This is a genomic window from Staphylococcus sp. URHA0057, from assembly GCF_000620265.1.
GTDB classification, from domain to species: domain Bacteria; phylum Bacillota; class Bacilli; order Staphylococcales; family Staphylococcaceae; genus Staphylococcus; species Staphylococcus pasteuri.
Window position 1 is genome coordinate 93,901 of sequence record NZ_JHVS01000006.1, and the last position, 24,755, is coordinate 118,655.

Genomic DNA, 24,755 nt, shown 5'->3' on the forward strand with positions numbered 1-24,755 from the left:
AACTTAAAAATTTTCAAGAAAGAGAAGTGTTATCAATGATTTATTTAGATAATGCAGCTACTACAAAAGTTGATTCAAGTGTAATGAATTCTTTTGTGAAAGTTAATGAATCACTTTATTTCAATCCCAATAGTCCTCATCAAGCAGGTCTTCAAGCTGAAAAACTATTACAACAAGCAAAAGAGCAAATCAATCAAGCACTTAAATTAAATCATTTATATGATATTATTTTCACAAGTGGTGCAACTGAATCGAACAATATGGCTTTGAAAGGTATAGCTTATCGTAAAAAAGATACTGCTAATGAAATTATCACGTCAGTATTAGAGCATCCTTCTGTATTAGAAGTTGTAAGATATTTAGCTGAAAAAGAAGGATTCATATTAAAATATGTCAATGTTAAACCTAATGGACAAATAGATATTGAACATTTCAAAGCATTGATGAATGATCGTGTAGGGCTTGTAACATGTATGTATGTGAATAATATTATGGGACAAATTCAACCTATTAAACAAATTGTAAACATATTAAAAGAATATCCGAAAGCTCATTTTCACGTTGATGCCGTACAAGCACTAGGAAAAATCCCGTTAAATATAGACGGAATTGATAGTTTAAGTTTAAGTGGGCACAAATTTAACGGACTTAAAGGGCAAGGTTTATTAATTACTAGAACAGCTCATAATCTCGAACCAATTATTCATGGCGGTGGACAAGAATTTGGTGTTCGTAGCGGCACAGTCAATTTACCGATGGCGGTATCAATGGTTAAAGCAATCAATCAAGCTGTTCAACAAACTGAACAATTAAACCAAACATTATCTTCTTATCAACAACAAATAAGAGAAATGGTTGAAACTTATCCTGGTGTGAAAATAAACTCTCCAGAAGATGCAGCGCCACAAATCATTAATATAGGTTTCCCTGGTGTAAAAGGCGAAGTATTAGTTAATGCATTTTCTAAACAAGATATAATGGTTTCTACTACGAGTGCATGTTCCTCTAAAAGAGGAAAACTGAATGAAGTATTATTAGCTATGGGAATACCGGAAAAACAAATCGAAGGCAGTATCCGATTATCAATGGGTCAAACTACCACACAAGCTGATATTGATACATTTAAAGAAAAATTTGAACTAATATATAAAGAAATCAAGGAGTTGTTGAAATAATGAAATACGACCATTTAATCGTAAGATATGGTGAGTTAACGCTTAAAGGTTCTAACCGTAAAAAGTTTGTTAACCAATTAAAAACCAATGTGACTAGAGCGTTAAAACCTCTAGAAGGATTTCATATCAAAGGTAAAAGAGACCGTATGTATATTGAATTATCAGATGAAGCTGATATTGATGAAATCATTGACCGTTTATCAAAAGTATATGGTATCAAATCAATCAGTCCAGTATTAAAAACAGAAAAAAATGATCAAGCAATTGCTGAAGTAGCTGTTCGTTTAGCACAATCATTTGAAAAAGGTTCTACATTTAAAATTGACGTCAAAAGATCTGATAAATCGTACCACAAAGACACTTATGAATTACAACGTGAAATTGGTGGCGAAGTATTAAAAAATGTTGAAGGTTTAACAGTAGATGTTAAACGTCCACAACATGAAATTCGAGTAGAAGTTCGATTAGATGCGATTTATTTATATGTAGATGTTATACAAGGATCAGGTGGTTTACCTGTAGGTACTGGTGGTAAGACGTTATTGATGCTATCAGGAGGTATAGATTCACCTGTTGCTGGTATGGAAGTTATGAAACGTGGCGTAACTATTGAAGCCATTCATTTCCATAGTCCACCATTCACAAGTGAAAAGGCTAAGGAAAAAGTCATTGAATTAACACGTATTTTATCAGAACGTGTGGGTCCAATTAAGTTGCATATTGTACCTTTTACTGAATTACAGAAGCAAATTAATAAATCAGTTCATCCAAGATATACAATGACATCTACAAGACGTTTGATGATGAGAGTGGCTGATCAATTAGTTCATAAAATTGGTGCGTTGGGTATTGTAAACGGTGAAAACTTAGGTCAAGTGGCTAGTCAAACATTAAATAGTATGTATGCCATAAACCATGTTACGTCAACACCGGTGTTACGACCATTGTTAACACTTGATAAAGAAGACATTGTTAAAAAAGCAAAAGACATTGGTACGTTTGAGGTGTCTATACAACCATATGAAGATTGTTGTACGATTTTCACACCTAAAAATCCTGTTACAGAACCTGATTTTGATAAAGTTGTAGAATATGAAAGTGTATTTAATTTCGATGATATGGTTGACGAAGCAGTTGAAAATATTGAAATGATAACTATAGATAAAAATTATAAATCTGAAAAAGATAAAACAACTGATGCTTTAATTGAAGGTTTGTTTTAATAGATTAGCGTAAAGGGGTCATGTCATGGGATGGGATGTATACGTTATATTAATCATAGTTTTATTTGGCTTTTTAGCTGCATTTATTGATTCGGTTGTAGGCGGTGGAGGTTTAATTTCAACCCCTGCACTATTAGCAATAGGGCTACCACCTGCAGTTGCATTAGGTACAAATAAATTAGCTAGTTCTTTTGGAACACTAACGAGTACAATAAAATTCGTTAGGTCAGGCAATGTAGATTTAAAGATTGTAGCGAAATTATTTCCTTTTGTACTTGTGGCTTCAGTTGGCGGGGCATATTTAGCAACAATGCTTCCTGCACAATTGCTAAAACCATTAATCATAGTCGCTTTGTCATTGGTATTTATATATACGCTTGTTAAAAAGGACTGGGGATCAGTACGTACCTTTACTTCTTTTACACCTATAAAAGCAACTATGTTTGTTATTGCTTATCTCATCATTGGTTTTTATGATGGATTTATTGGTGGTGGCACAGGCTCTTTTATGTTATTTGTATTACTTATGTTTGGTTTTGATTTTTTAAGTGCTGCAGGTAATGCTAAAGTACTTAATTTTGCATCGAACATAGGTGCACTTATATTATTTATGTCATTAGGACAAGTAAATTATTTTTATGGAATGATTATGGCGATAAGTATGATAGTAGGTTCATATGTTGGAGCCCAATTTGCAATAAGTAAAGGCGTAGGTTACGTAAAAGTGTTATTTATAATCGTTACAGCAGTTTTAATTGTTAAAAATGCATATGATTATATTATACATCTGCTTACAAATTAAATAACTATAATAAAGCAAATCAAGGATGGTATTAATGCACATTGTATTAAAATATCTTTTGATTTGCTTTTTTATTTTCAATAAAATAAGTGGGGATAAGATATTCATGATTAACACACGTAATGACACGGATAAATTTTAAAAATATAAAAGTTTAAAATTGAATTTAGTCTTACTGTTATCGTATGATATAAATGTATGAAAATTATTTATAGGAGGTCATAACAATGACTGAAATTACTTTTAGTAACAATCCAGTAACATTATCAGGACAACAAGTGAATGTAGGAGATATTGCACCTGATTTTACAGTATTAGATAATGATTTAAATCAAAAATCATTAGATGACTATGCTAATAAGAAAAAATTAATTAGTGTTGTACCATCAATTGATACAGGTGTATGTGACCAACAAACTCGTAAATTCAACGAAGAAGCTTCACAAGAAGATGGTGTTGTATTAACAATTTCAGTTGACCTACCATTTGCACAAAAAAGATGGTGCGCTTCTAATGGTTTAGAAAATGTTGTTACATTAAGCGACCATAGAGACTTATCATTTGGTGAGAACTTTGGTGTAGTAATGGAAGGAATGAGATTATTAGCTCGTTCTGTATTCGTACTAGATCAAGATAATAAAGTGGTTTATAAAGAAATTGTGAGTGAAGGAACAAACTTCCCAGATTTTGATAAAGCTTTAGAAGCATATAAAAATTTATAAGAATTAAATTTTAGATACCGATTTGAATAGTAAGTGCCCATCTTTTTAAAAGTGATAAAATGATAAAATATTGATTTTCACTATCGAAATGATGGGCACTTTTTATAGAGAGGGAATTAAAATGACTGAAGAAAATACGATTATGGAAAAGTTATTCCAGCACTTAGATGAAAAAGCTAAAACTTTAAATCAAGAAAATGGGCAAAGTTTTATAGAAAATCTAGGTTTAGCTATGGAAGACGTTTATACAAGCCAACGAGAAATGTTGGAACAAGCAACATTGCAAGATCGAAGAAAAGCTTTCCAATTTGCATATTTAAGTTTAATGCAAGAGGAAAATATTCAAGCGAACCATCAAATCACACCAGATTCTATTGGACTTATTTTAGGATTCTTGGTACAACGATTTACGCAAAATAAAGAAGAGATGCATGTTGTCGATATTGCTAGTGGTGCTGGACATTTAAGTGCGGCTGTTAAAGAAGTATTAACCGATAAAACAATTATGCATCATCTTATAGAAGTGGATCCTGTATTATCAAGAGTTAGTGTGCATTTAGCAAATTATCTTGAAATCCCGTTTGATGTTTACCCACAAGACGCTATTATGCCATTACCACTAGAAGAAGCAGATATCATTATTGGTGACTTACCAATTGGGTATTATCCAGTTGACGAACGTAGAAAAGAAATGAAATTAGGTTTCGAAGAGGGACATAGTTACTCACACTATTTACTTATTGAACAAGCTGTAAATGCATTAAAAGGGGCAGGATATGCATTTTTAGTTGTTCCAAGTGAATTATTTTCAGGAGAACATGTGAAACAGTTAGAAAAATTCATTACTACAGAAACAGAGATGCAAGCATTTCTTAATTTACCATCAACATTATTTAAAAATGAGAAAGCTCGTAAATCTATATTGATTTTACAAAAGAAAGAAACTGGTGTTACAAAACCAGTTGAAGTATTTTTAGCTAATATACCTGATTTCAAAAATCCACAACAATTCCAAGGTTTTATGTCTGAATTAAATCAGTGGATGGACACAAATCATACAAAAAAATAATCTGTAACAGTATAGAATTCAAACTGTGTTAATGATAAAATAAACTATGAAAAATATAATTAAACAAACGATGGAGGACAAAATATTATGTCAAAATTAATTTTGGCGATTAATGCTGGTAGCTCTTCTTTGAAGTTCCAGCTTATTAGAATGCCTGAAGAAAAAACAGTTACCAAAGGCGTTGTTGAAAGAATTGGTATGAAAGATTCAATTTTTACAATCTTAGTTGAAGGGGAAAAACTAACCGAAGTCAAAGATATCAAAGACCATGAAGAAGCGGTAGATATTATGTTGGCGAAATTCAAAGAACATAATATTATTCAAGATATCTATGAAATTCAAGGAACAGGACATCGAGTTGTACACGGTGGCGAAACATTTCCTTCATCAGCTGTAGTAACTGACGAAGTTGAAGAACAAATTGAGGCATTGAGTGAGCTAGCACCATTGCATAACCCAGCTAACTTGATGGGTATTAGAGCATTTAGAAAGCTTTTACCAGAAATACCACATGTAGCGGTTTTCGATACATCATTCCACCAAACTATGCCTGAACAGGCTTATTTATATAGTTTACCTTATCGTTATTATGAAGATTACGGAATTCGTAAATATGGTTTCCATGGTACTAGTCATAAATATGTTTCACGTCGTGCAGCAGAAATCTTAGGTAAACCAATTGAAGATTTACGCATTATTTCATGTCATATTGGTAATGGTGCATCAGTTGCTGCGATAGATGGAGGAGAATCAATTGATACTTCAATGGGATTCACTCCATTAGCAGGAGTAACTATGGGTACACGTTCAGGTAACCTTGACCCAGCGTTAATTCCATATATTATGGAGAAAACTGGTAAAAATGCTGATGAAGTGTTAAATATTCTTAATAAAGAGTCTGGATTATTAGGATTAACAGGTACTTCAAGTGACTTACGTGATTTAACAGAAGAAGCTAAACATGGACGTCATAGATCACGTGTTGCATTAGATTTATTCGCTTCAAAAATCCATAAATATATCGGTTCTTATGCAGCAAGAATGCATGGCGTAGATGTAATTGTGTTTACTGCTGGTATAGGTGAAAACTCACATATCATTCGTGGTAAAGTGTTAGAAGGACTAGAGTTTATGGGCGTTTATTGGGATCCTAAGAAAAATGAAAATCTTCATGGTGAAGAAGGCGAAATCAATTACCCACATTCACCTGTTAAAGTACTCGTTGTACCAACAGATGAAGAAGTTATGATTTCAAGAGACGTAGTTAAATATGGTGGCTTATCTGTAGAAGAAGAATCATCAGAAAATGCTGAGTCAAAATAAAAAATTAAGTGTAACTAAAAATACCACTATCTAAAGTTAGATAGTGGTATTTTTTCTAACTAATGTTCTTTTTCAGCGTATTTAACTATAAAACAAATAAAAAACTCACCTTAATTAAAAGGTGAGTCTATATAACCTAAACTAATATTAATTAGAATATCTTTCACGTAATTGTGGAGTTGCAACTTGTGGTTGGAAGTCATTTGGAATTTCTTCTGTTCTTACAACTAAAACATCACAAGGTGCGTGTCTAACGATAGCTTCAGAAACAGAACCAACGATGAATCGTTCAACTGCATTAAGACCTGAAGTACCACTCATAATTAAGTCAGCACCAACTTCTGGTGCAATTTTTTTAGGGATAATCGCTTTAGGTGAACCAAATTCTAAACGCGTTTCAACGTTTGTAACACCAGCATTTGCTGCAACTTCTTTGTAACCTTTTAATAATTCTTCAGAGAAGTGTTTAGATTTTTCAGTAAATTGAGCATCATATACCTCATAAGAAGAATATGTTCTAGAGTCAATAACATTAACAATTGTAAGTTTTGCGTCGTTACGTTTAGCAACCCCAACTGCTTTGTTAAAGGCCCATTCTGCTTCGTGTGAACCGTCGACTGCGATTAAAATATTTTTGTAAGTAATCATAGTCAGTACCCCTTTCGTCTTTATCTTAATTTTATTTTAACATACTTTTCAGAATTTTTAACTCGAAAAATTAACAATTTTGTGTATTTTTGTAGGCGCTTTCATTTGAGTTTTAGTAGTGTTTAGGGTTAATATGATAGTCGAGGTGTGAGGAATGAAAATAGGTATTCCTAAAGAGATAAAAAATAATGAAAACAGAGTGAGTCTATCACCAAGTGGTGTACATGCATTGGTTGAACAAGGACACACTGTATTAGTTGAAACAAATGCTGGAATGGGCTCTTACTTTGAAGACATAGATTACAAAGAAGCAGGGGCTGACATCGTTTCAGAGGCTTCTCAAGTTTGGGATGTTGATATGGTTGTTAAAGTAAAAGAACCATTAGAAGAAGAATATCAATATTTCAAAGAAGGACTCATTTTATTCACTTATCTACACTTGGCTAATGAAGAAAAATTAACAAAAGCGCTTGTAGATAACAAAGTGATTGGTATTGCGTATGAAACAGTACAATTACCTGATCGCTCATTACCTTTATTAAGTCCAATGAGTGAAGTTGCTGGAAGAATGGCAACTCAAATTGGCGCTGAATTTTTACAAAAATTTAATGGTGGTATGGGAATTTTACTTGGTGGCTTACCAGGTGTTCCTAAAGGAAAAGTAACAATTATCGGTGGCGGTCAAGCTGGCACAAATGCTGCTAAAATAGCATTAGGTTTAGGTGCAGATGTCACTGTTTTAGATGTGAATCCTAAAAGATTACAAGAATTAGACGATCAATTTAATGGTAGAATTCATACTATTATGTCTAATCCTTTAAATATTGAAACATATGTTAAGGAAAGTGATTTAGTGATTGGTGCAGTATTAATTCCAGGAGCTAAAGCACCTAATCTTGTAACTGAAGATATGATTAAAGAAATGAAAAATGGTTCAGTGATCGTTGATATTGCAATCGACCAAGGCGGAATTTTTGAAACAACTGATAAAATCTCAACTCACGATGATCCGACTTATATTAAACATGGTGTTGTTCACTATGCTGTTGCCAATATGCCAGGGGCAGTACCTCGAACATCAACTTTAGCACTTAATAATGCAACATTACCGTTTGCTCAAACATTAGCTAATAAAGGCTATAAAGAAGCATTTAAATCAAATCATGCATTATCATTAGGTTTAAACACATATAAAGGTCATGTTACACATCAAGGTGTAGCAGAAGCGTTTGATATGCCTTATACTTCTGTAGAAGATGCATTAAAATCATAATTTATAATTAAATAAAAATGATATATAAATAATCCCTCAAATGGAGAATCATTTGAGGGATTATTATTGTTATTGTGAACAATAATTATTTTGTGTAATGCGTTAAAATTTCACAACCATTTTCAGTAACTAAAATATCATCTTCGATACGCACACCGGCTACACCCGGAACATAAATACCAGGTTCAATAGTAATCACCATACCCGCTTCTAAAATATTATCATTAGTACTAGAAACATCTTGATATTCATGTTCTTCAAGTCCTAAACCATGTCCAAGACGATGAGGGAAGTACTGTCCATAACCTGCATTATCAATAATATCTCTAGCGATTTTATCTATATCTTTTAATTTAACGCCTGGACGAATTGCAGCTATCGCAGATTCCTCTGCATCTAATACAATGTTGTATATATCTAAAGCTTCTTTAGAAGGTGTTCCAAATTGTACCGTTCTAGTCATATCACTACAATAATGCTCATAAATAACGCCTAAATCGAAAAGAACAAGTTCATTATTTTGCAGTTTACGATTACCAGGTACACCATGAGGAGATGCGGCATGATCACCAAATAAAACCATAGTATCGAAACTCATTTCATTTACGCCATATTTCTTAATTTCGTTTTCAATATGGTTAACGACTTCTCTTTCGCTAATGCCTTCTTTTAAATAAGCAACGCCTATTTCAATACATTTGTCCGCAAGATTAACAGCATGTTTTATTTTCTTAATTTCATCAATAGATTTAATATTTCTTAAATCTTTAATAACTTGATCTATATCGCCATAATGCTCTATTTGAAATGCATTCGTCAATTCACGTTGACGTTTTACTGTTAAATGTTCACTTTCTATAAGTATTTGTTTAAATGATTGTTGGTATAAATCAAACGGATTTTCTGTATCTAAATATCCTATAATTTTTCCTTCATAAGGTGACTGTTTAACTTCTTCAACTTCCATTTTAGGGCAAAATAAAACAGTTTCACCATTTGATTGAATTAACAGTGCAAATAATCTTTCATGTGGTTCACTACGGTAACCAGTAAAGTAATATATATTTAAGGGTGTAGTAATCCATGCAGCATCTACATTTTCTTTTTGTAAATAATTGACGATATCATTAATTTTTGACATGAAATTGACCTCCTATACAAGATTAAGTTAATTTTATTCCAAATAATCATATATTTCAAAGTTTCATATTATTAAATACCAAACGTGTTATAAAAATGGTGAGCTAGGGTATAATAAATACATAATTATTTAGGAGGGCTATAATAATGAAACTATCATTTCATGGTCAATCAACAATTTATTTTGAAGGCAACGGTAAGAAAGTAATCGTAGATCCATTTATATCAGGTAATGATAAATGTGATTTAGATGAACAAAGATTAGCAGTTGATTATATTATTTTAACGCATGGTCACGAAGATCATTTTGGCGATGTTGTAGAATTAGCTAATAGAAATCACGCTACAGTGATAGGTAGTGCAGAAATAGCTGGATATTTATCTACTTATTATGGTGTCGAAAATGTACGTGGAATGAACATTGGCGGTAAAGCTGAATTAGATTTCGGTAGCGTTAAATATGTTCAAGCATTCCATAGTTCTAGTTATACACATGAAAATGGTATTCCAGTATATCTTGGTATGCCAATGGGTATTGTTATTGAAGCAGAAGGTAAAACAATTTATCATACTGGTGACACAGGATTATTCAGCGATATGGAATTAATAGCTAAACGTCATCCAGTTGATGTATGTTTCGTTCCAATCGGTGACAACTTTACTATGGGTATAGATGATGCAGCATATGCAGTTAATGAATTTATTAAACCAAGTATCTCAGTTCCTGTACACTACAATACTTTCCCATTAATTGAACAAGATCCTCAACAATTTAAAGACGCTGTAAATGTTGGTGAAGTTCAAATATTAGAACCTGGTCAAGAAGTTCAATTTTAATTATAGATATAAAAACATCCTTGGTATGAGTGCCAAGGATGTTTTATAGTATGACGTTATTAATTACGCATTTATATTGAAATAAATATTAGCTAATCAATACATGTTATTTAACGATAAGTACTGGGACAGTTGCACGTTTAGCAACTTTGTGACTTACGCTACCAAGTACAAATTTTTTCTTTTCTTCTGCTTTGCGGTTACTAACGACAACAATGTCATACTTACCACTGTTAGCATGTTTTACTAGTTCTTCTTTTGCATTACCACGTACAATGATTTGATCATAATCAATACCATAATCTTCTAAAATGTGACGTGTTTTTTCTAAACGTTTGCTACGTTCTTCAGTGATTTTATCCAAATGCACACCAGCTTTAATTGACGCTTGAGCATCTTGTTCATTGATGGCATTTAAAATAGTTACAACAGTATCATCACCTGCAAGTTTAGAAACAGCTTCTAAAGCTTTTTCATTTTTAATATGAGTATCTACACCTAATAATATATTTTTATACATAAGTCTATCCCTCCTTATCTCCATTCTAATAAAAATAGGGGAATATTTCCATTTAAATTAAAAGTAATTTTAATAAAATTATCTTTTCACAAAAGATGTTAATTTATAATAGAAGTTTTATAAATTCGAAAGTGCGCTTCAATGATTTTTTCTCGTTAAAAAGTTATAATAAGCATAACATTGTTCTAAGAAGAGGTAACGTTATGACTAAACATGAACAAATTTTAAAACACATTGAATCGCTAGCAATCGGTTCGAAAATCTCAGTAAGAAAAATAGCGAAAGATTTAACTGTTTCAGAGGGTACAGCTTATAGAGCTATTAAAGATGCGGGCCAACTTGGATTAGTAACAACAATAGATAGAGTTGGTACAGTTAGAATTGAAAAGCGAAATCGTGATGAAATTGATAATTTAACTTTTAATGAAATTGCTAATATTATTGAAGGTCAAATTATTGCAGGTAAAAACGGTATTAATAAAACAGTCTCAAATTTTGCAATTGGTGCTATGGAGTTAAAGGACATATTAAGATATATTGGCCCACAAACATTACTCATTATTGGAAACCGTGAACAAGTTCAGCTTGAAGTGATGAAAAGAGGAACAGCAATATTAATTACTGGCGGATTTTATCCAAGTAAAGAAGTGATAAAATATGCTGACGAACATGATTTACCTATTCTTTCTTCTAGCTACGATACATTTTTAGTTGCAAATATTATTAACCGTGCGATGTTTAATCAAAAAATTCGTAAAGAAATCTTAGTAGTTGAAGATATTGTTAAGCCTATTAATGAGCTTTCAGTTTTAATGAACTCTATGACTTTACAAGACTATAAACAAATTGCAAATGAAACAGGACATACACGTTTTCCAGTTGTGAATAATGATTATAAACTAGTTGGTATTGTCACTAGTAGAGAAATGATAAATATGAATGAAAATGATTTAATTGAAGACGTTATGACTAAAAATCCAATTAGTGTTAAGTTATCAAATACTGTGGCTAGTTGTGCACACTTATTAATTTGGGAAGGTATTGAACTCTTACCAGTTACAGATAATAATAAAAAAGCAGTTGGTGTTATAAATAGGCAAGATGTTTTAAAATCTATGCAATTATTAGGACGACAACCTCAAATTGGTGAGACGATTAACGATCAAATTGCGAAACATATTACAATTAACCATGACAGTATTCAGACGGATGTGTCGCCGCTATTAACTAATCATTATGGCACACTAAGTAAAGCCGTATTTGTCGGTATTATAGAAGAAACTTTACGTCATGAAATGAGAAAGTATAAAAAAGGCAATGTCATGATTGAAAGTTTGAATATTATTTATTTAAAAACTGTGCCAATTGAAACTGGTATCGATGTTGAGTACGAAATGCTAGATGTGGGAAGATATTTTGCTAAATTAGAAGTTACAATGTTTTGTCAAAATGAAAAAGTTGCTAATGCATCAGTCATTTGTCAAATGTTTGAAGGATATTAATCAATGATATAAAAGAGGGGTCAATATAAATGGAAATACTAATGAATGATATTATGAAAGAAATAGAATCAACAGACAAAGTTATCATACACAGACATGTGAGACCAGATCCAGACGCATACGGTTCTCAATTAGGTTTGAAATATTATTTAAAACTTAAATTTCCTGATAAAGAAATTTATGCAGTAGGTGAAGCAGAAGAGTCACTTAATTTTATTGGAACATTTGATCAAGTTGAAGATGAAACTTATCAAGATGCACTTGTAATTGTTTGTGATACAGCCAATGCGCCTCGTATTGATGATCAACGATATGCATTAGGTGCGAGAGTGTTAAAAATTGATCATCACCCTGCTGTTGATCAATATGGAGAAATTAATTTAGTAAATACTAATGCGTCTTCTACAAGTGAGATTATTTATGATATGATCCTGCACTTTAATGACGAAAGCATCATCAATGCGGACGTTGCACGTGTGCTTTATTTAGGTATTGTAGGGGATACAGGAAGATTCTTATTTAATAATACGACACAACACACAATGGAAATTGCTGGAAGACTAATTGGATTCCCATTTGATCATAATGCTGAGCTTAATAAAATGTCTGAAAAAGACCCTAGATTAATGCCATTCCAAGGTTATGTTTTACAAAACTTTGAGTTATTTGAAGATGGCTATTGTCAAGTGCGTATAACTAAAGATGTTTTAGAACAGTTTAATATTAAATCTAATGAAGCGTCACAGTTCGTCAATACCATTGCTGATATCCGTGGTCTTAAAATCTGGATGTTCGGTGTAGATGAAGGAGATCAAATTCGTTGTCGTCTACGTTCTAAAGGACAATTTGTCATAAATGATGTTGCCAGTGATTTTGGCGGTGGAGGCCATCCTAATGCTTCTGGCGTTTCTGTTTATAGTTGGGAAGAATTTGATTTGCTAGCCAAAGCTTTACGTCAAAAATTATAAGTACAATCACTTAAAGAAAGGAGTCATACAAACATGGTTGCATATTTAAATATTCATACGGCCTATGATTTATTAAACTCCAGTTTGAAAATTACAGACGCAGTTGAAAAGGCCAAAAGAGAAGGTGTAGATACACTTGCAATTACAGATACAAATGTTTTGTATGGCTATCCTAAGTTTTATGATGCTTGTATCGAAGCGGGTATTCATCCTGTATTTGGGATGACTGTATTATTAACTGATGGTTTATATCAAATAGAAACAGTATTATTAGCTCAAAATAATGATGGTTTAAAAGATTTATATCAATTATCTTCAGCGATAAAAATGAAAGAGAAAGTAGATATTTCAATTGATTGGTTAAAACGATACGAAGCAAATTTAATTATTATTTTTAAAAATGCAGAAGAACAACATCAACAATTAATTGAGTCTTTTGATTTTAAGCAACATGTTTACATAAATCAAAATTCAGTCCAAATAAACAATAGAGAGTGTGTATGGTTAAATACTGCACGTTATTTAAATAAAGAAGATGCAGATACAATAACTGCATTACAAGCAATTAAAGATAATAGTAAGCTTGATTTAGTAGGGGAACAGGAAGATTTTGACGAGCATTTTTACACTTCGGAAGAAATACATAATCTTGGTTTAGATACATCCATTTTTAGAAAAACTGATGAAATAGCTCAATTATGTACTGCAGAACTCAATTATCACCAATCACTACTACCGCAATTTGAAACACCTAATGGTGAAACTTCAAAAAAATATCTATGGATGAAGTTAGAAGAACAACTAAAAAATTGGAATCTTAATCATCCTCATTATATAGACAGATTAAAACACGAATATGCCATTATTACGAATATGGGATTTGAAGATTACTTCCTTATTGTAAGTGACTTAATTCATTATGCTAAAACACATAATGTAATGGTTGGACCTGGTCGTGGTTCATCTGCTGGTTCACTAGTAAGTTATTTATTAGGAATTACTACAATTGACCCAATAAAATTCAATTTACTTTTTGAAAGATTTTTAAATCCTGAACGTGTAACAATGCCTGATATTGATATTGACTTTGAAGATACAAGACGTGAAAAAGTTATTCAATACGTCCAAGAAAAATATGGTCAACTTCATGTTTCTGGAATAGTGACATTTGGACATTTATTAGCTAGAGCTGTGGCTAGAGATGTAGGCCGTATTATGGGATTTGATGAAATAACATTAAATGAAATTTCTAAACTCATTCCACATAAATTAGGGATAACTTTAGATGAAGCATATCAAAATGACGATTTTAAACAATTCGTTCATAGAAATTATCGACATGAACGTTGGTTTGATTTGTGTAAAAAATTAGAAGGACTCCCACGTCATACCTCAACTCATGCAGCAGGTATTATTATTAATGATCACGCACTTTATGAATATGCGCCATTGACATTAGGGGATACTGGATTGCTTACACAATGGACAATGACTGAGGCAGAACGTATTGGTCTATTGAAAATCGACTTTTTAGGACTTAGAAATCTATCAATTATACATCAAATTGTGAACCAAGTGAAAAAAGATTTGAACATTGATATAGATATTGAACAAATTCCATTTAATGATAATAAAGTGTTTGAATTATTATCCCAAGGTGATACGACAGGTATTTTCCAATTAGAATCTGATGGTGTTAGAAGTGTATTGAAAAAATTGAAGCCCGAACATTTCGAAGACATTGTTGCCGTCACATCATTATATAGACCTGGGCCGATGGAAGAGATCCCTACATACATTACACGCAGACATGATCCTTCTAAAGTTCAGTATCTACATGAAGATTTAGCACCCATTTTAAAAAATACTTATGGCGTAATCATTTATCAAGAACAAATAATGCAAATAGCAAGTAAGTTCGCAAACTTCAGTTATGGCGAAGCAGATATTTTAAGACGTGCTATGAGTAAGAAAAATAGAGCAGTGCTAGAAAGTGAAAGACAACACTTTGTTGACGGTGCGTTACAAAATGGGTATGACGAATATATGAGTAAACAAATATTCGATTTAATATTGAAATTTGCTGACTATGGTTTTCCAAGAGCACATGCCGTTAGTTACTCTAAAATTGCATATATTATGAGTTATCTAAAAGTTCATTATCCAAATTACTTTTACGCTAATATATTGAGTAATGTTATTGGTAGTGAGAAAAAAACGTCAGCAATGATTGATGAAGCGAAGCATCAAAATATTAAGATATTGCCTCCTAATATCAATGAAAGTCATTGGTTCTATAAAGCAACATCTGACGGAATTTATTTATCGTTAGGTGCTATTAAAGGTGTTGGATATCAAAGCGTTAAACTTATTGTTGACGAACGATATCAAAACGGTGAATTTAAAGATTTCTTTGATTTTGCCAGAAGATTACCTAAACGAGTCAAAACTAGGAAATTATTAGAGTCATTGATTTTAGTAGGTGCGTTTGACACATTTGGTAAAAACCGTGCTACGTTATTACAGTCCATTGACCAAGTTATTGATCAAGTTACTGATATTGAACAAGATGATATGTTATTTGATTTCTTCACGCCTAAACAAGATTATGAAGAAAAAGATGAATTACCAGACAAACTAATCAGCGAATATGAGAAAGAATATTTAGGTTTTTATATTTCGAAACATCCAGTAGAAAAAGAATTTAATAAAAAGCAATATTTAACTATTTACAGATTGAATAACGCTCAAAATTACCATCCTATATTAGTGCAATTTGATCAAATTAAGCGTATCAGAACAAAAAATGGGCAAAATATGGCTTTTGTGACATTAAATGATGGTCTACATTTGATGGATGGAGTTATCTTCCCAGATCAATTTAAAAAATATGAACTTGAGTTGTCAGAAGAACACATTTATGTCATACAAGGGAAATTTGATAAAAGAAATGGTAAGAATCAGCTTATTATTAATGACATATACAGTGAAGAAGCGTTTGAGACACATAAACTCACACATTCAAATCAAATTATCGTAAGACATATTGAACAAGCAAAAGGATTTGAACAATATATTGACCAAGAAAAGACAAAACAAACTATTGAAGTACAAGCATATGATGATGAATCTAAGCGAATGTCACGTATAGGATTTATTAATAAAAATTCTGAAAATATGAGGGAACTAATACAGTTATTCAAACCTAGTGATATCCGATTTATATAACTTTTAACTACTATTAAATTATGATATAGTAAACTGATGATTTATATTTTAATCATCAGTTTATTTTGTAATTGTTTTTTGTACTATTTGTTTGTAATTGTCATTATCTTATACATAAAATAATGATAAAATATGAATGATCAGCAGAAAAAATAATTATAAAAGTAACGAAGAAATGTTGATTCAAAGTTTAGCTAGTTGCTAAATTTTTGACATTTTTAAATACATTTTAAAAGTACATTGTTAATGCAATCTGTTTACAGTTAAAAATGATTGATAATTGTTTACTCAGTTAATTCTAAAAAAATAAATAGGGGTTGAATAGCATGTCTTTAAGAGATGAAGCATTAGAAATGCATAAAAAGAATCAAGGTAAATTAGAAGTAACACCTAATGTCAAAGTTACAAACAAAGATGAATTAAGTTTAGCTTATTCACCTGGTGTAGCCGAACCTTGTAAAGAAATACATGAAGATAAAAGAAAAGTTTATGACTATACTATAAAAGGTAATACAGTTGCTGTAGTAACAGATGGTACTGCTGTTTTAGGATTAGGGAATATCGGTCCGGAAGCAAGTATTCCAGTTATGGAAGGTAAAGCAGTATTATTCAAAAGTTTTGCTGGTGTTAATGGTGTTCCAATTGCGCTTAATACAACAGATACTGATGAGATTATTAATACTGTAAAATTACTTCAACCTAACTATGGAGGAATCAATTTAGAGGATATTTCAGCGCCGCGTTGTTTTGAAATTGAGGAAAGATTAAAAAAAGAAACTAATATTCCTGTTTTTCACGACGATCAACACGGTACAGCTATTGTAACTACAGCAGGCTTAATTAATGCCTTAAGAATTGTAGATAAAGATTTAGCCGACATTAAAGTTGTCCTCAACGGAGCTGGTGCAGCAGGTATTGCAATTGTAAAACTGTTATATTCATACGGTGTGAGAAATATGGTTATGTGTGATTCTAGAGGTGCCATATTTGAAGGCAGAAGTTATGGTATGAATGATACTAAAGAATATGTAGCTAAGTGGACTAATAAAGACAAAATAGAAGGCGAATTGAGTGAAGTTATTCAAGATGCAGATGTCTTCATTGGTGTTTCTATTGCAGATTTATTATCTAAAGAAATGGTAGAAAGTATGGCTAAAGATCCAATAATCTTTGCAATGGCTAACCCTAACCCAGAAATCAATCCTAATGATGCTAAAGAAGCTGGAGCTAAAGTAGTTGGAACAGGTCGCTCAGATTATCCTAACCAAATCAATAACGTATTAGCATTCCCTGGTATTTTTAGAGGTGCTTTAGATACTGAGGCAACACATATTAATGAAGAAATGAAAAAAGCTGCCGTAGAAGCTATTGCAGACTTAATTCAAAGTGATGAATTAGAGCCAAATTATTGTATTCCTGGTCCATTTGATAAACGTGTAGCGCCATCTGTAGCTAGAGAAGTTGCTAAAGCGGCTATGGAATCAGGTGTTGCTAGAATTGAAGTTGACCCACAAGATGTGTATGATAAAACAATGAAATTAACAGACTTAAAATAATTATAGTTGTAATGAGAGTGGGAGATTAATAAACATGTCATACTAAAAAAATAGTTGTATATGTTTTAAGAAAAATGTAAAACGGTATCGTTTTAACTAGGTTAAAGATGATAATATACCTAATCATATTCAAAAGTAGTTTTATATTTTTCTCTCTCACTTTTGTTATAATTTATTCATTTTATACATAACAATATAATCTACATGAAAAAATTAAGCCTAATAAGGGTCAAAGGTTTTTGGAGGTTTCCCTATGTTTAAAGATTTTTTTAATCGAACAAAGAAAAAGAAATATTTAACGGTTCAAGACTCAAAACAAAATGACGTACCAGCAGGAATCATGACTAAATGTCCAAAATGTAAAAAAATTATGTATACCAAAGAATTAGATGAAAACCTAAATGTATGCTTTAATTGTGACCATCATATTTCTTTATCTGCATATAAACGCATTGAAGCGATTTCTGATGAAGGTACATTTAATGAATTTGATAAAGGGATGACTTCTGCAAATCCATTAGATTTCCCTGGATACATTGAAAAAATTGAAAAAGATCAGAAAAAAACTGACTTAAATGAAGCTGTAGTAACAGGTACTGCCGAATTAGATGGTGTTAAGTATGGTGTGGCAGTTATGGATGCTCGTTTTAGAATGGGAAGTATGGGGTCAGTTGTTGGTGAGAAGATTTGTCGAATTATTGATTATTGCACAGAACAATGTTTACCATTTATTTTATTCTCTGCCAGTGGCGGTGCCCGTATGCAAGAGGGTATTATTTCTTTAATGCAAATGGGTAAAACAAGTGTTTCACTAAAGAAACATTCAGATGCAGGTTTACTTTATATTTCTTATATCACTAATCCTACTACAGGTGGTGTATCTGCTAGTTTTGCATCAGTTGGTGATATCAATCTAAGTGAACCAAAAGCACTAATAGGCTTTGCAGGACGTCGAGTAATTGAACAAACAATTAATGAAAAATTACCTGAAGATTTCCAAACAGCAGAATTTTTATTAGAGCATGGTCAACTAGATAAAGTGATACATCGAAAAGATATGAGAACTACACTTGCTAATATTTTAAATCTACATCAAGAGGTGAGAAGCTAATGCTTGATTTTGAAAAGCCACTTTTTGAAATAAGAAAGAAAATTGATTCATTAAAAGAATCTCAAGAAAAAAACGATGTTGATTTGCAAGAAGAAATCGATATGTTAGAAGCTTCTTTAGAACGCGAAACTAAAAAAGTGTATACAAATTTGAAACCGTGGGATAGAGTTCAAATTGCAAGATTGCAAGAAAGACCTACGTCATTAGATTATATACCAAAGATTTTTGATTCATTTATAGAATTACATGGCGATCGTAATTTTAGAGATGACCCAGCAATGATTGGTGGTATTGGTTATTTAAATGGTAAAGCTGTTACTGTAGTTGGACAGCAAAGAGGTAAAGATACCAAAGATAATATTTATCGTAATTTTGGTATGGCACATCCAGAAGGCTATCGAAAAGCATTACGCTTGATAAAACAAGCAGAAAAATTCAACAGACCTATTTTTACATTTATTGATACTAAAGGAGCGTATCCTGGTAAAGCAGCAGAAGAAAGAGGACAAAGTGAATCAATTGCTACCAATTTGATTGAGATGGCCTCACTCAAAGTGCCTGTCATTGCAATAGTCATCGGTGAAGGTGGTAGTGGTGGTGCGCTAGGTATCGGTATTGCTAATAGAGTATTAATGCTTGAAAATAGTACATACTCTGTTATATCTCCTGAAGGAGCTGCTGCATTATTATGGAAAGATAGCAATTTAGCCAAAATAGCTGCAGAAACAATGAAAATTACGGCGAATGATTTACACCAACTTAATGTTATAGATGACGTAATTAAAGAACCTTTAGGCGGTGCGCACAAAGAAGTTGAAGCACAAGCTCAAACTATTAAAGAGGCTTTTGTGGCACATTTAGATGAATTAGAAAAACTTAATAAAGATGAATTAGCAGAAGATCGTTTTAATAAATTTAGAAATATTGGATCTTATGTAGAATAAATATTAGATAGAGTGATAGTTAAAATGAAGACTATTGCTCTATTTTTATTATTGTTAATATAAAATTCATAATTAAAAACGTTTACATCTACATAAGTACTTTCTTTTGATGGAAGAAGTAAAAAATTTATGGTAATTTAGAGTTGAAGATAAAACTAGATATAGGAAGGTATGTCGTCATGAAGAAAATTGCAGTTTTGACTAGCGGTGGAGATTCACCGGGGATGAATGCTGCTGTTAGAGCAGTTGTACGTACAGCAATTTACAATAATATTGAAGTTTATGGTGTATATCATGGTTATCAAGGTTTAGTTGAAGACGATATTCATAAACTTGAATTAGGCTCAGTTGGAGATACAATTCAACGTGGTGGGACATTCTTATTCTCAGCAAGATGTCCAGAATTCAAAGAAGAAGATGTACGTAAAGTAGCAATCGAGAATCTACGTAAAAGAGAAATTGAAGGTTTAGTAGTAATCGGTGGAGACGGAAGTTACCGTGGTGCTCAACGCATTAGCGAAGAGTGTAAAGAAATACAAACAATCGGTATTCCTGGAACGATTGATAATGATATTAACGGTACTGACTTTACTATTGGATTTGATACTGCGCTTAATACAATTATTGATTCAGTCGATAAAATTAGAGATACAGCTTCAAGTCATGCTAGAACATTTATCGTTGAAGTAATGGGACGTGATTGTGGTGACTTAGCACTTTGGGCTGGCTTATCTGTTGGTGCAGAAACAATTGTTGTACCAGAAGTTAATACAGAAATTAAAGAAGTGGCTGAGAAGATTGAACAAGGAATTAAACGAGGTAAAAAACATTCAATCGTTATGGTTGCTGAAGGTTGTATGAGCGGACAAGAATGTGCTGAAGAATTAAGTAAATATATAAATATTGATACTAGAGTGTCAGTATTGGGTCACATTCAACGTGGCGGTAGCCCATCTGGTGCTGATCGTGTATTAGCATCACGATTAGGTGGACATGCGGTTGAATTATTAATGAGTGGTGAAACAGCTAAAGGTGTTGGTATTAAACATAACCAATTAACTGCGACACCATTTGATGAAATCTTTGGTCATTCTGATCATAAATTTGATAAACAAATTTACCAACTAGCTAAAGAGTTATCTATATAAATTTCAGGAGGATTATAAAATGAGAAAAACTAAAATTGTATGTACTATTGGACCAGCATCTGAATCAGAAGAAATGATTGAAAAATTAATTAACGCTGGTATGAACGTGGCACGTTTAAACTTTTCACATGGTAGTCATGAAGAACATAAAGGTAGAATTGATACAATTCGTAAAGTTGCTAAACGTTTAAATAAAACTGTAGCTATTCTTTTAGATACTAAAGGACCAGAAATTCGTACTCATAACATGAAAGATGGCGTTATCGAATTAGAAAAAGGTAAAGAAGTTATTGTAAGTATGAGTGAAGTAGAAGGTACACCTGAAAAGTTCTCTGTAACTTACGACAACTTAATTAATGATGTACAAGTAGGATCATACATTTTATTAGACGATGGTTTAGTAGAATTACAAGTTAAAGATATTGATCATGATAATGGTGAAGTAAAATGCGACATTTTAAACACTGGTGAACTAAAAAATAAAAAAGGTGTTAACTTACCAGGTGTTAAAGTAAATTTACCAGGTATCACTGATAAAGATGCTGATGATATTAGATTCGGTATTAAAGAAGATGTAGACTTTATCGCAGCAAGCTTTGTTCGTCGTCCAAGTGACGTATTAGATATCCGTGAAATCTTAGAACAAGAAAAAGCTAATATTACAATCTTTCCTAAAATTGAAAACCAAGAAGGTATTGACAATATTGAAGAAATTCTTGAAGTATCTGATGGTTTAATGGTTGCTCGTGGTGACATGGGTGTTGAAATTCCACCTGAAAAAGTACCTATGGTTCAAAAAGATTTAATTAGAAAATGTAACAAATTAGGTAAACCAGTTATTACTGCAACACAAATGTTAGATTCAATGCAACGTAACCCACGTGCAACACGTGCAGAAGCTAGTGACGTTGCAAATGCTATTTATGATGGTACAGACGCAGTAATGTTATCTGGTGAAACAGCTGCAGGTTTATATCCTGAAGAAGCAGTTAAAACTATGAGAAACATTGCAGTATCTGCAGAAGCAGCACAAGATTATAAAAAATTATTATCTGATAGAACTAAATTAGTTGAAACTTCACTAGTAAATGCTATTGGTATTTCAGTAGCTCATACAGCTCTAAACTTAAATGTTAAAGCAATTGTAGCTGCAACAGAAAGTGGTTCAACTGCACGTACTATTTCTAAATATCGTCCACATTCAGATATTATTGCTGTTACTCCTAGTGAAAAAACAGCTCGTCAATGTGCGATTGTATGGGGTGTTTATCCTGTAGTTAAAGAAGGACGTAAGAACACAGATGCATTATTAAATAATGCAGTAGCAACTGCTGTTGAAACAGAAAGAGTACAAAATGGTGACTTAATCATTATTACTGCAGGTGTTCCAACAGGTGAAAAAGGTACAACAAATATGATGAAAATCCATTTAGTTGGTGACGAAATTGCTAAAGGGCAAGGTGTTGGCCGTGGATCAGTTGTAGGTACTGCTATTGTTGCTGATTCAGCAAGTGATTTAAAAGATGTTGATTTAAGCGACAAAATCATCGTTACAAACTCTGTTGATGAAACATTAGTACCATATGTAGACCAAGCTATCGGTTTAATTACAGAAGAAAATGGTATTACATCACCTAGTGCAATCGTTGGTCTTGAAAAAGGTATTCCAACAGTTGTAGGTGTTGAAAATGCTACTAAAGAAATTAAAAATGATATGTTAGTTACTGTAGATGCTGCAAACGGTAAAGTATTCGAAGGTTATGCTAACGTACTATAATATATAAAATTATCGTCTAGATAATTGAAAATGCAAAAGGGATTGTAACAACTAAGTATTTTAACTTGGTAGTTACGATCCTTTTTAATATTTATAAGTAAATTAAAATAAAATAATTATACAAAAAAGTCAGTAAATGAATTTATAAAACTCATTTACTGACTCTTTTAAGTTTAAAACTCAACTCAATGATAAATTAATCATTCAGTTTTTGAGATTCTTTTTTATATCTCCAATACATGAAACCTAACAATATGAACCATAACGGCGTTAAGTAAATTGCACGTCTAGTTGTTTCATTAACAAATAATAACCCAAATACTAAGATGAAGAATATTAAAATCACATAGCCCATATATTTACCACCAGGTAATTTATATATAGACTCTTTATGTAATTTTGGATTCTTTCTACTGTAATTAATATAAGCGACAATAATTAATGCCCATACGATTAAGAATAATACAGTCGATAAAGTAGTAACATAAGTAAATACTAATGTTGCATCTGGGAAGATATAATTTAATAATGCTGCAATTAGTAATAATGCTGATGAGCCAATGATTGCTACGTGAGGCACACCATTTTTATTAGTTTTACTAAAAGCAGGTGGCGCTTGCTTTTTATCTGATAAACCAAATAACATTCTACTATTTGAGAATATACCACTATTACAAGATGACGCTGCTGCAGTTAATACTACAAAGTTGATTAATCCAGCTGCAAATGGAATACCAATTAAAGTAAATAACTTAACGAATGGACTGTTATCAGGATCAACCTTATCCCAAGGAATAATTGACATGATAACAGCTAGGGCACCTACATAAAATACTAGAATACGAATAGGTACACTATTTATTGCCTTAGGAATTGTTGATTCAGGATCTTTTGTTTCACCAGCAGTTACACCTATCATTTCTATACCAACGAAAGAGAATACTGCCATTTGGAATGACATAAAGAAGCCTGATGCACCTTTAGGGAATATTCCATGACTATATAAATTAGTTAAACTTGCATGACCAAACTGAGTTTTGTATGCAAATAAAATCATGACGGCACCTACAACAATTAAACCTAAAATAGTGACGATTTTAATGATAGAGAACCAAAATTCTAATTCTCCAAATAATTTAGCACTAAGCAAGTTAAATGACATTAGAACTAAAACGCAAAATAATGCGCTTATCCAATTGGGAACTGCAGGGAACCAAAAACTAACATATTTAGCTACAGCAGTTACTTCTGCCATACCTGTTATAATCCAACATAGCCAATAAGTCCAACCTGTAACAAATCCAGCAAATGGTCCAATGTATTTGTTAGTTACGTCTGCAAAAGATTTAAAATTAGTATTTTGAATTATAATTTCGCCTAACCCACGCATAAACATGAAAAGCATGAATCCAATAAAGATATACGTGAGTAATATTGAGGGACCCGTCATAGCAATCGTTTGTCCAGCACCCAGGAATAATCCTGTCCCAATAGCGCCACCGATGGCAATTAATTGCACATGACGATTGCTCAATTCTCTTTGTAGATTTTCAGCCATAAGACCTCTCCCTTACTTTTTATATAATTATATTATGCACTTATATTGGTTTTTATACAATTCATTTAATAAAAAAGTGTCGAAATACACTGCCTTATAATTAGAAATTTGTAATCATACACGATAACCAAATAAAAACTTTCTTATCTATTTAGAATCTCATACAAATTTATGTTTTGAAATACTGATATAAAGCCTTTTCAAGAGCTATTCGACCATAGTGAAACCATT

At 32.1% G+C, this 24,755-nt stretch carries 20 protein-coding genes; 16 read left to right on the forward strand and 4 right to left on the reverse strand.

Translation table 11 applies throughout. From position 1 onward, the window contains the following. The first annotated feature begins 35 nt into the window (after positions 1-35). The 6 genes from N524_RS0103480 (at position 36) to N524_RS0103505 (ending at position 6,314) form a co-directional block, all read left to right on the forward strand. Positions 36-1,175 carry a cysteine desulfurase family protein gene (locus N524_RS0103480; RefSeq protein ID WP_029055662.1) on the forward strand — a complete coding sequence of 380 codons (1,140 nt, stop codon included), beginning with the start codon at positions 36-38 and terminating at the stop codon, positions 1,173-1,175. Next, complete coding sequence (gene thiI, locus N524_RS0103485) at positions 1,175-2,398, forward strand: tRNA uracil 4-sulfurtransferase ThiI (RefSeq protein WP_029055663.1); 1,224 nt, start codon at positions 1,175-1,177, stop codon at positions 2,396-2,398. The genes N524_RS0103480 and thiI overlap by 1 nt, the downstream gene beginning before the upstream one ends. A gap of 25 nt (positions 2,399-2,423) precedes the next feature. Next, positions 2,424-3,200 (forward strand): TSUP family transporter, encoded by a 777-nt coding sequence (locus N524_RS0103490; protein ID WP_017638233.1) that lies wholly within the window; start codon positions 2,424-2,426, stop codon positions 3,198-3,200. A 227-nt stretch (positions 3,201-3,427) separates the two neighbouring features. Further along, the gene (gene tpx, locus N524_RS0103495; protein ID WP_029055664.1) at positions 3,428-3,922 is read left to right on the forward strand and encodes a thiol peroxidase; all 495 of its coding nucleotides are present in this window, start codon (positions 3,428-3,430) and stop codon (positions 3,920-3,922) included. Positions 3,923-4,043: 121 nt separating this feature from the next. Next, positions 4,044-4,991, forward strand: coding sequence for a class I SAM-dependent methyltransferase (locus N524_RS0103500; RefSeq protein WP_029055665.1), 948 nt, complete (start codon positions 4,044-4,046; stop codon positions 4,989-4,991). Between the two features lie 87 nt (positions 4,992-5,078). After that, positions 5,079-6,314 (forward strand): acetate kinase, encoded by a 1,236-nt coding sequence (locus tag N524_RS0103505; protein WP_017638230.1) that lies wholly within the window; start codon positions 5,079-5,081, stop codon positions 6,312-6,314. Between the two features lie 147 nt (positions 6,315-6,461). Here the strand turns inward: N524_RS0103505 and N524_RS0103510 are convergent, their stop codons facing one another. After that, a complete protein-coding gene (locus N524_RS0103510; protein WP_017638229.1) occupies positions 6,462-6,962 on the reverse strand; it encodes a universal stress protein in 501 nt (166 codons plus the stop codon). Positions 6,963-7,116: 154 nt separating this feature from the next. Here N524_RS0103510 and ald point away from each other — a divergent pair, with 154 nt between their 5' ends. Beyond that, positions 7,117-8,235 (forward strand): alanine dehydrogenase, encoded by a 1,119-nt coding sequence (gene ald, locus N524_RS0103515; protein ID WP_029055666.1) that lies wholly within the window; start codon positions 7,117-7,119, stop codon positions 8,233-8,235. A gap of 85 nt (positions 8,236-8,320) precedes the next feature. Here the strand turns inward: ald and N524_RS0103520 are convergent, their stop codons facing one another. Next, positions 8,321-9,376, reverse strand: a complete 1,056-nt coding sequence (locus N524_RS0103520; RefSeq protein ID WP_029055667.1) for a M24 family metallopeptidase — start codon at positions 9,374-9,376, stop codon at positions 8,321-8,323. A 146-nt stretch (positions 9,377-9,522) separates the two neighbouring features. Here N524_RS0103520 and N524_RS0103525 point away from each other — a divergent pair, with 146 nt between their 5' ends. Then, positions 9,523-10,212 carry a metal-dependent hydrolase gene (locus tag N524_RS0103525; RefSeq protein WP_017638226.1) on the forward strand — a complete coding sequence of 230 codons (690 nt, stop codon included), beginning with the start codon at positions 9,523-9,525 and terminating at the stop codon, positions 10,210-10,212. A 106-nt stretch (positions 10,213-10,318) separates the two neighbouring features. On the opposite strand, the gene N524_RS0103530 is transcribed toward N524_RS0103525, so the two are convergent. Further along, the gene (locus N524_RS0103530; protein WP_017638225.1) at positions 10,319-10,732 is read right to left on the reverse strand and encodes a universal stress protein; all 414 of its coding nucleotides are present in this window, start codon (positions 10,730-10,732) and stop codon (positions 10,319-10,321) included. 203 nt (positions 10,733-10,935) lie between these two features. Here N524_RS0103530 and N524_RS0103535 point away from each other — a divergent pair, with 203 nt between their 5' ends. The 8 genes from N524_RS0103535 (at position 10,936) to pyk (ending at position 22,966) form a co-directional block, all read left to right on the forward strand. Further along, the gene (locus N524_RS0103535; protein WP_029055668.1) at positions 10,936-12,234 is read left to right on the forward strand and encodes a DRTGG domain-containing protein; all 1,299 of its coding nucleotides are present in this window, start codon (positions 10,936-10,938) and stop codon (positions 12,232-12,234) included. 29 nt (positions 12,235-12,263) lie between these two features. Further along, a complete protein-coding gene (locus N524_RS0103540; protein ID WP_017638223.1) occupies positions 12,264-13,202 on the forward strand; it encodes a DHH family phosphoesterase in 939 nt (312 codons plus the stop codon). A 33-nt stretch (positions 13,203-13,235) separates the two neighbouring features. Continuing rightward, positions 13,236-16,430 (forward strand): DNA polymerase III subunit alpha, encoded by a 3,195-nt coding sequence (locus N524_RS0103545; RefSeq protein ID WP_029055669.1) that lies wholly within the window; start codon positions 13,236-13,238, stop codon positions 16,428-16,430. A 326-nt stretch (positions 16,431-16,756) separates the two neighbouring features. Next, on the forward strand, positions 16,757-17,986 hold the full coding sequence (locus N524_RS0103550; protein WP_029055670.1) for an NAD(P)-dependent malic enzyme: 1,230 nt from the start codon (positions 16,757-16,759) through the stop codon (positions 17,984-17,986). Between the two features lie 253 nt (positions 17,987-18,239). Next, positions 18,240-19,097, forward strand: a complete 858-nt coding sequence (gene accD, locus N524_RS0103555) for an acetyl-CoA carboxylase, carboxyltransferase subunit beta (RefSeq protein ID WP_017638220.1) — start codon at positions 18,240-18,242, stop codon at positions 19,095-19,097. Further along, entirely contained in the window at positions 19,097-20,041 is a 945-nt protein-coding gene (locus tag N524_RS0103560; protein ID WP_029055671.1) for an acetyl-CoA carboxylase carboxyltransferase subunit alpha, read from the forward strand. Before accD ends, N524_RS0103560 begins: the two co-directional genes overlap by 1 nt. Before the next feature lie 179 nt (positions 20,042-20,220). After that, a complete protein-coding gene (gene pfkA, locus N524_RS0103565) occupies positions 20,221-21,189 on the forward strand; it encodes a 6-phosphofructokinase (protein ID WP_017638218.1) in 969 nt (322 codons plus the stop codon). Between the two features lie 19 nt (positions 21,190-21,208). Then, positions 21,209-22,966 (forward strand): pyruvate kinase, encoded by a 1,758-nt coding sequence (gene pyk / locus N524_RS0103570; protein ID WP_017638217.1) that lies wholly within the window; start codon positions 21,209-21,211, stop codon positions 22,964-22,966. Between the two features lie 196 nt (positions 22,967-23,162). Here the strand turns inward: pyk and N524_RS0103575 are convergent, their stop codons facing one another. Continuing rightward, a complete protein-coding gene (locus tag N524_RS0103575; protein WP_017638216.1) occupies positions 23,163-24,524 on the reverse strand; it encodes an amino acid permease in 1,362 nt (453 codons plus the stop codon). Positions 24,525-24,755 lie beyond the last annotated feature (231 nt).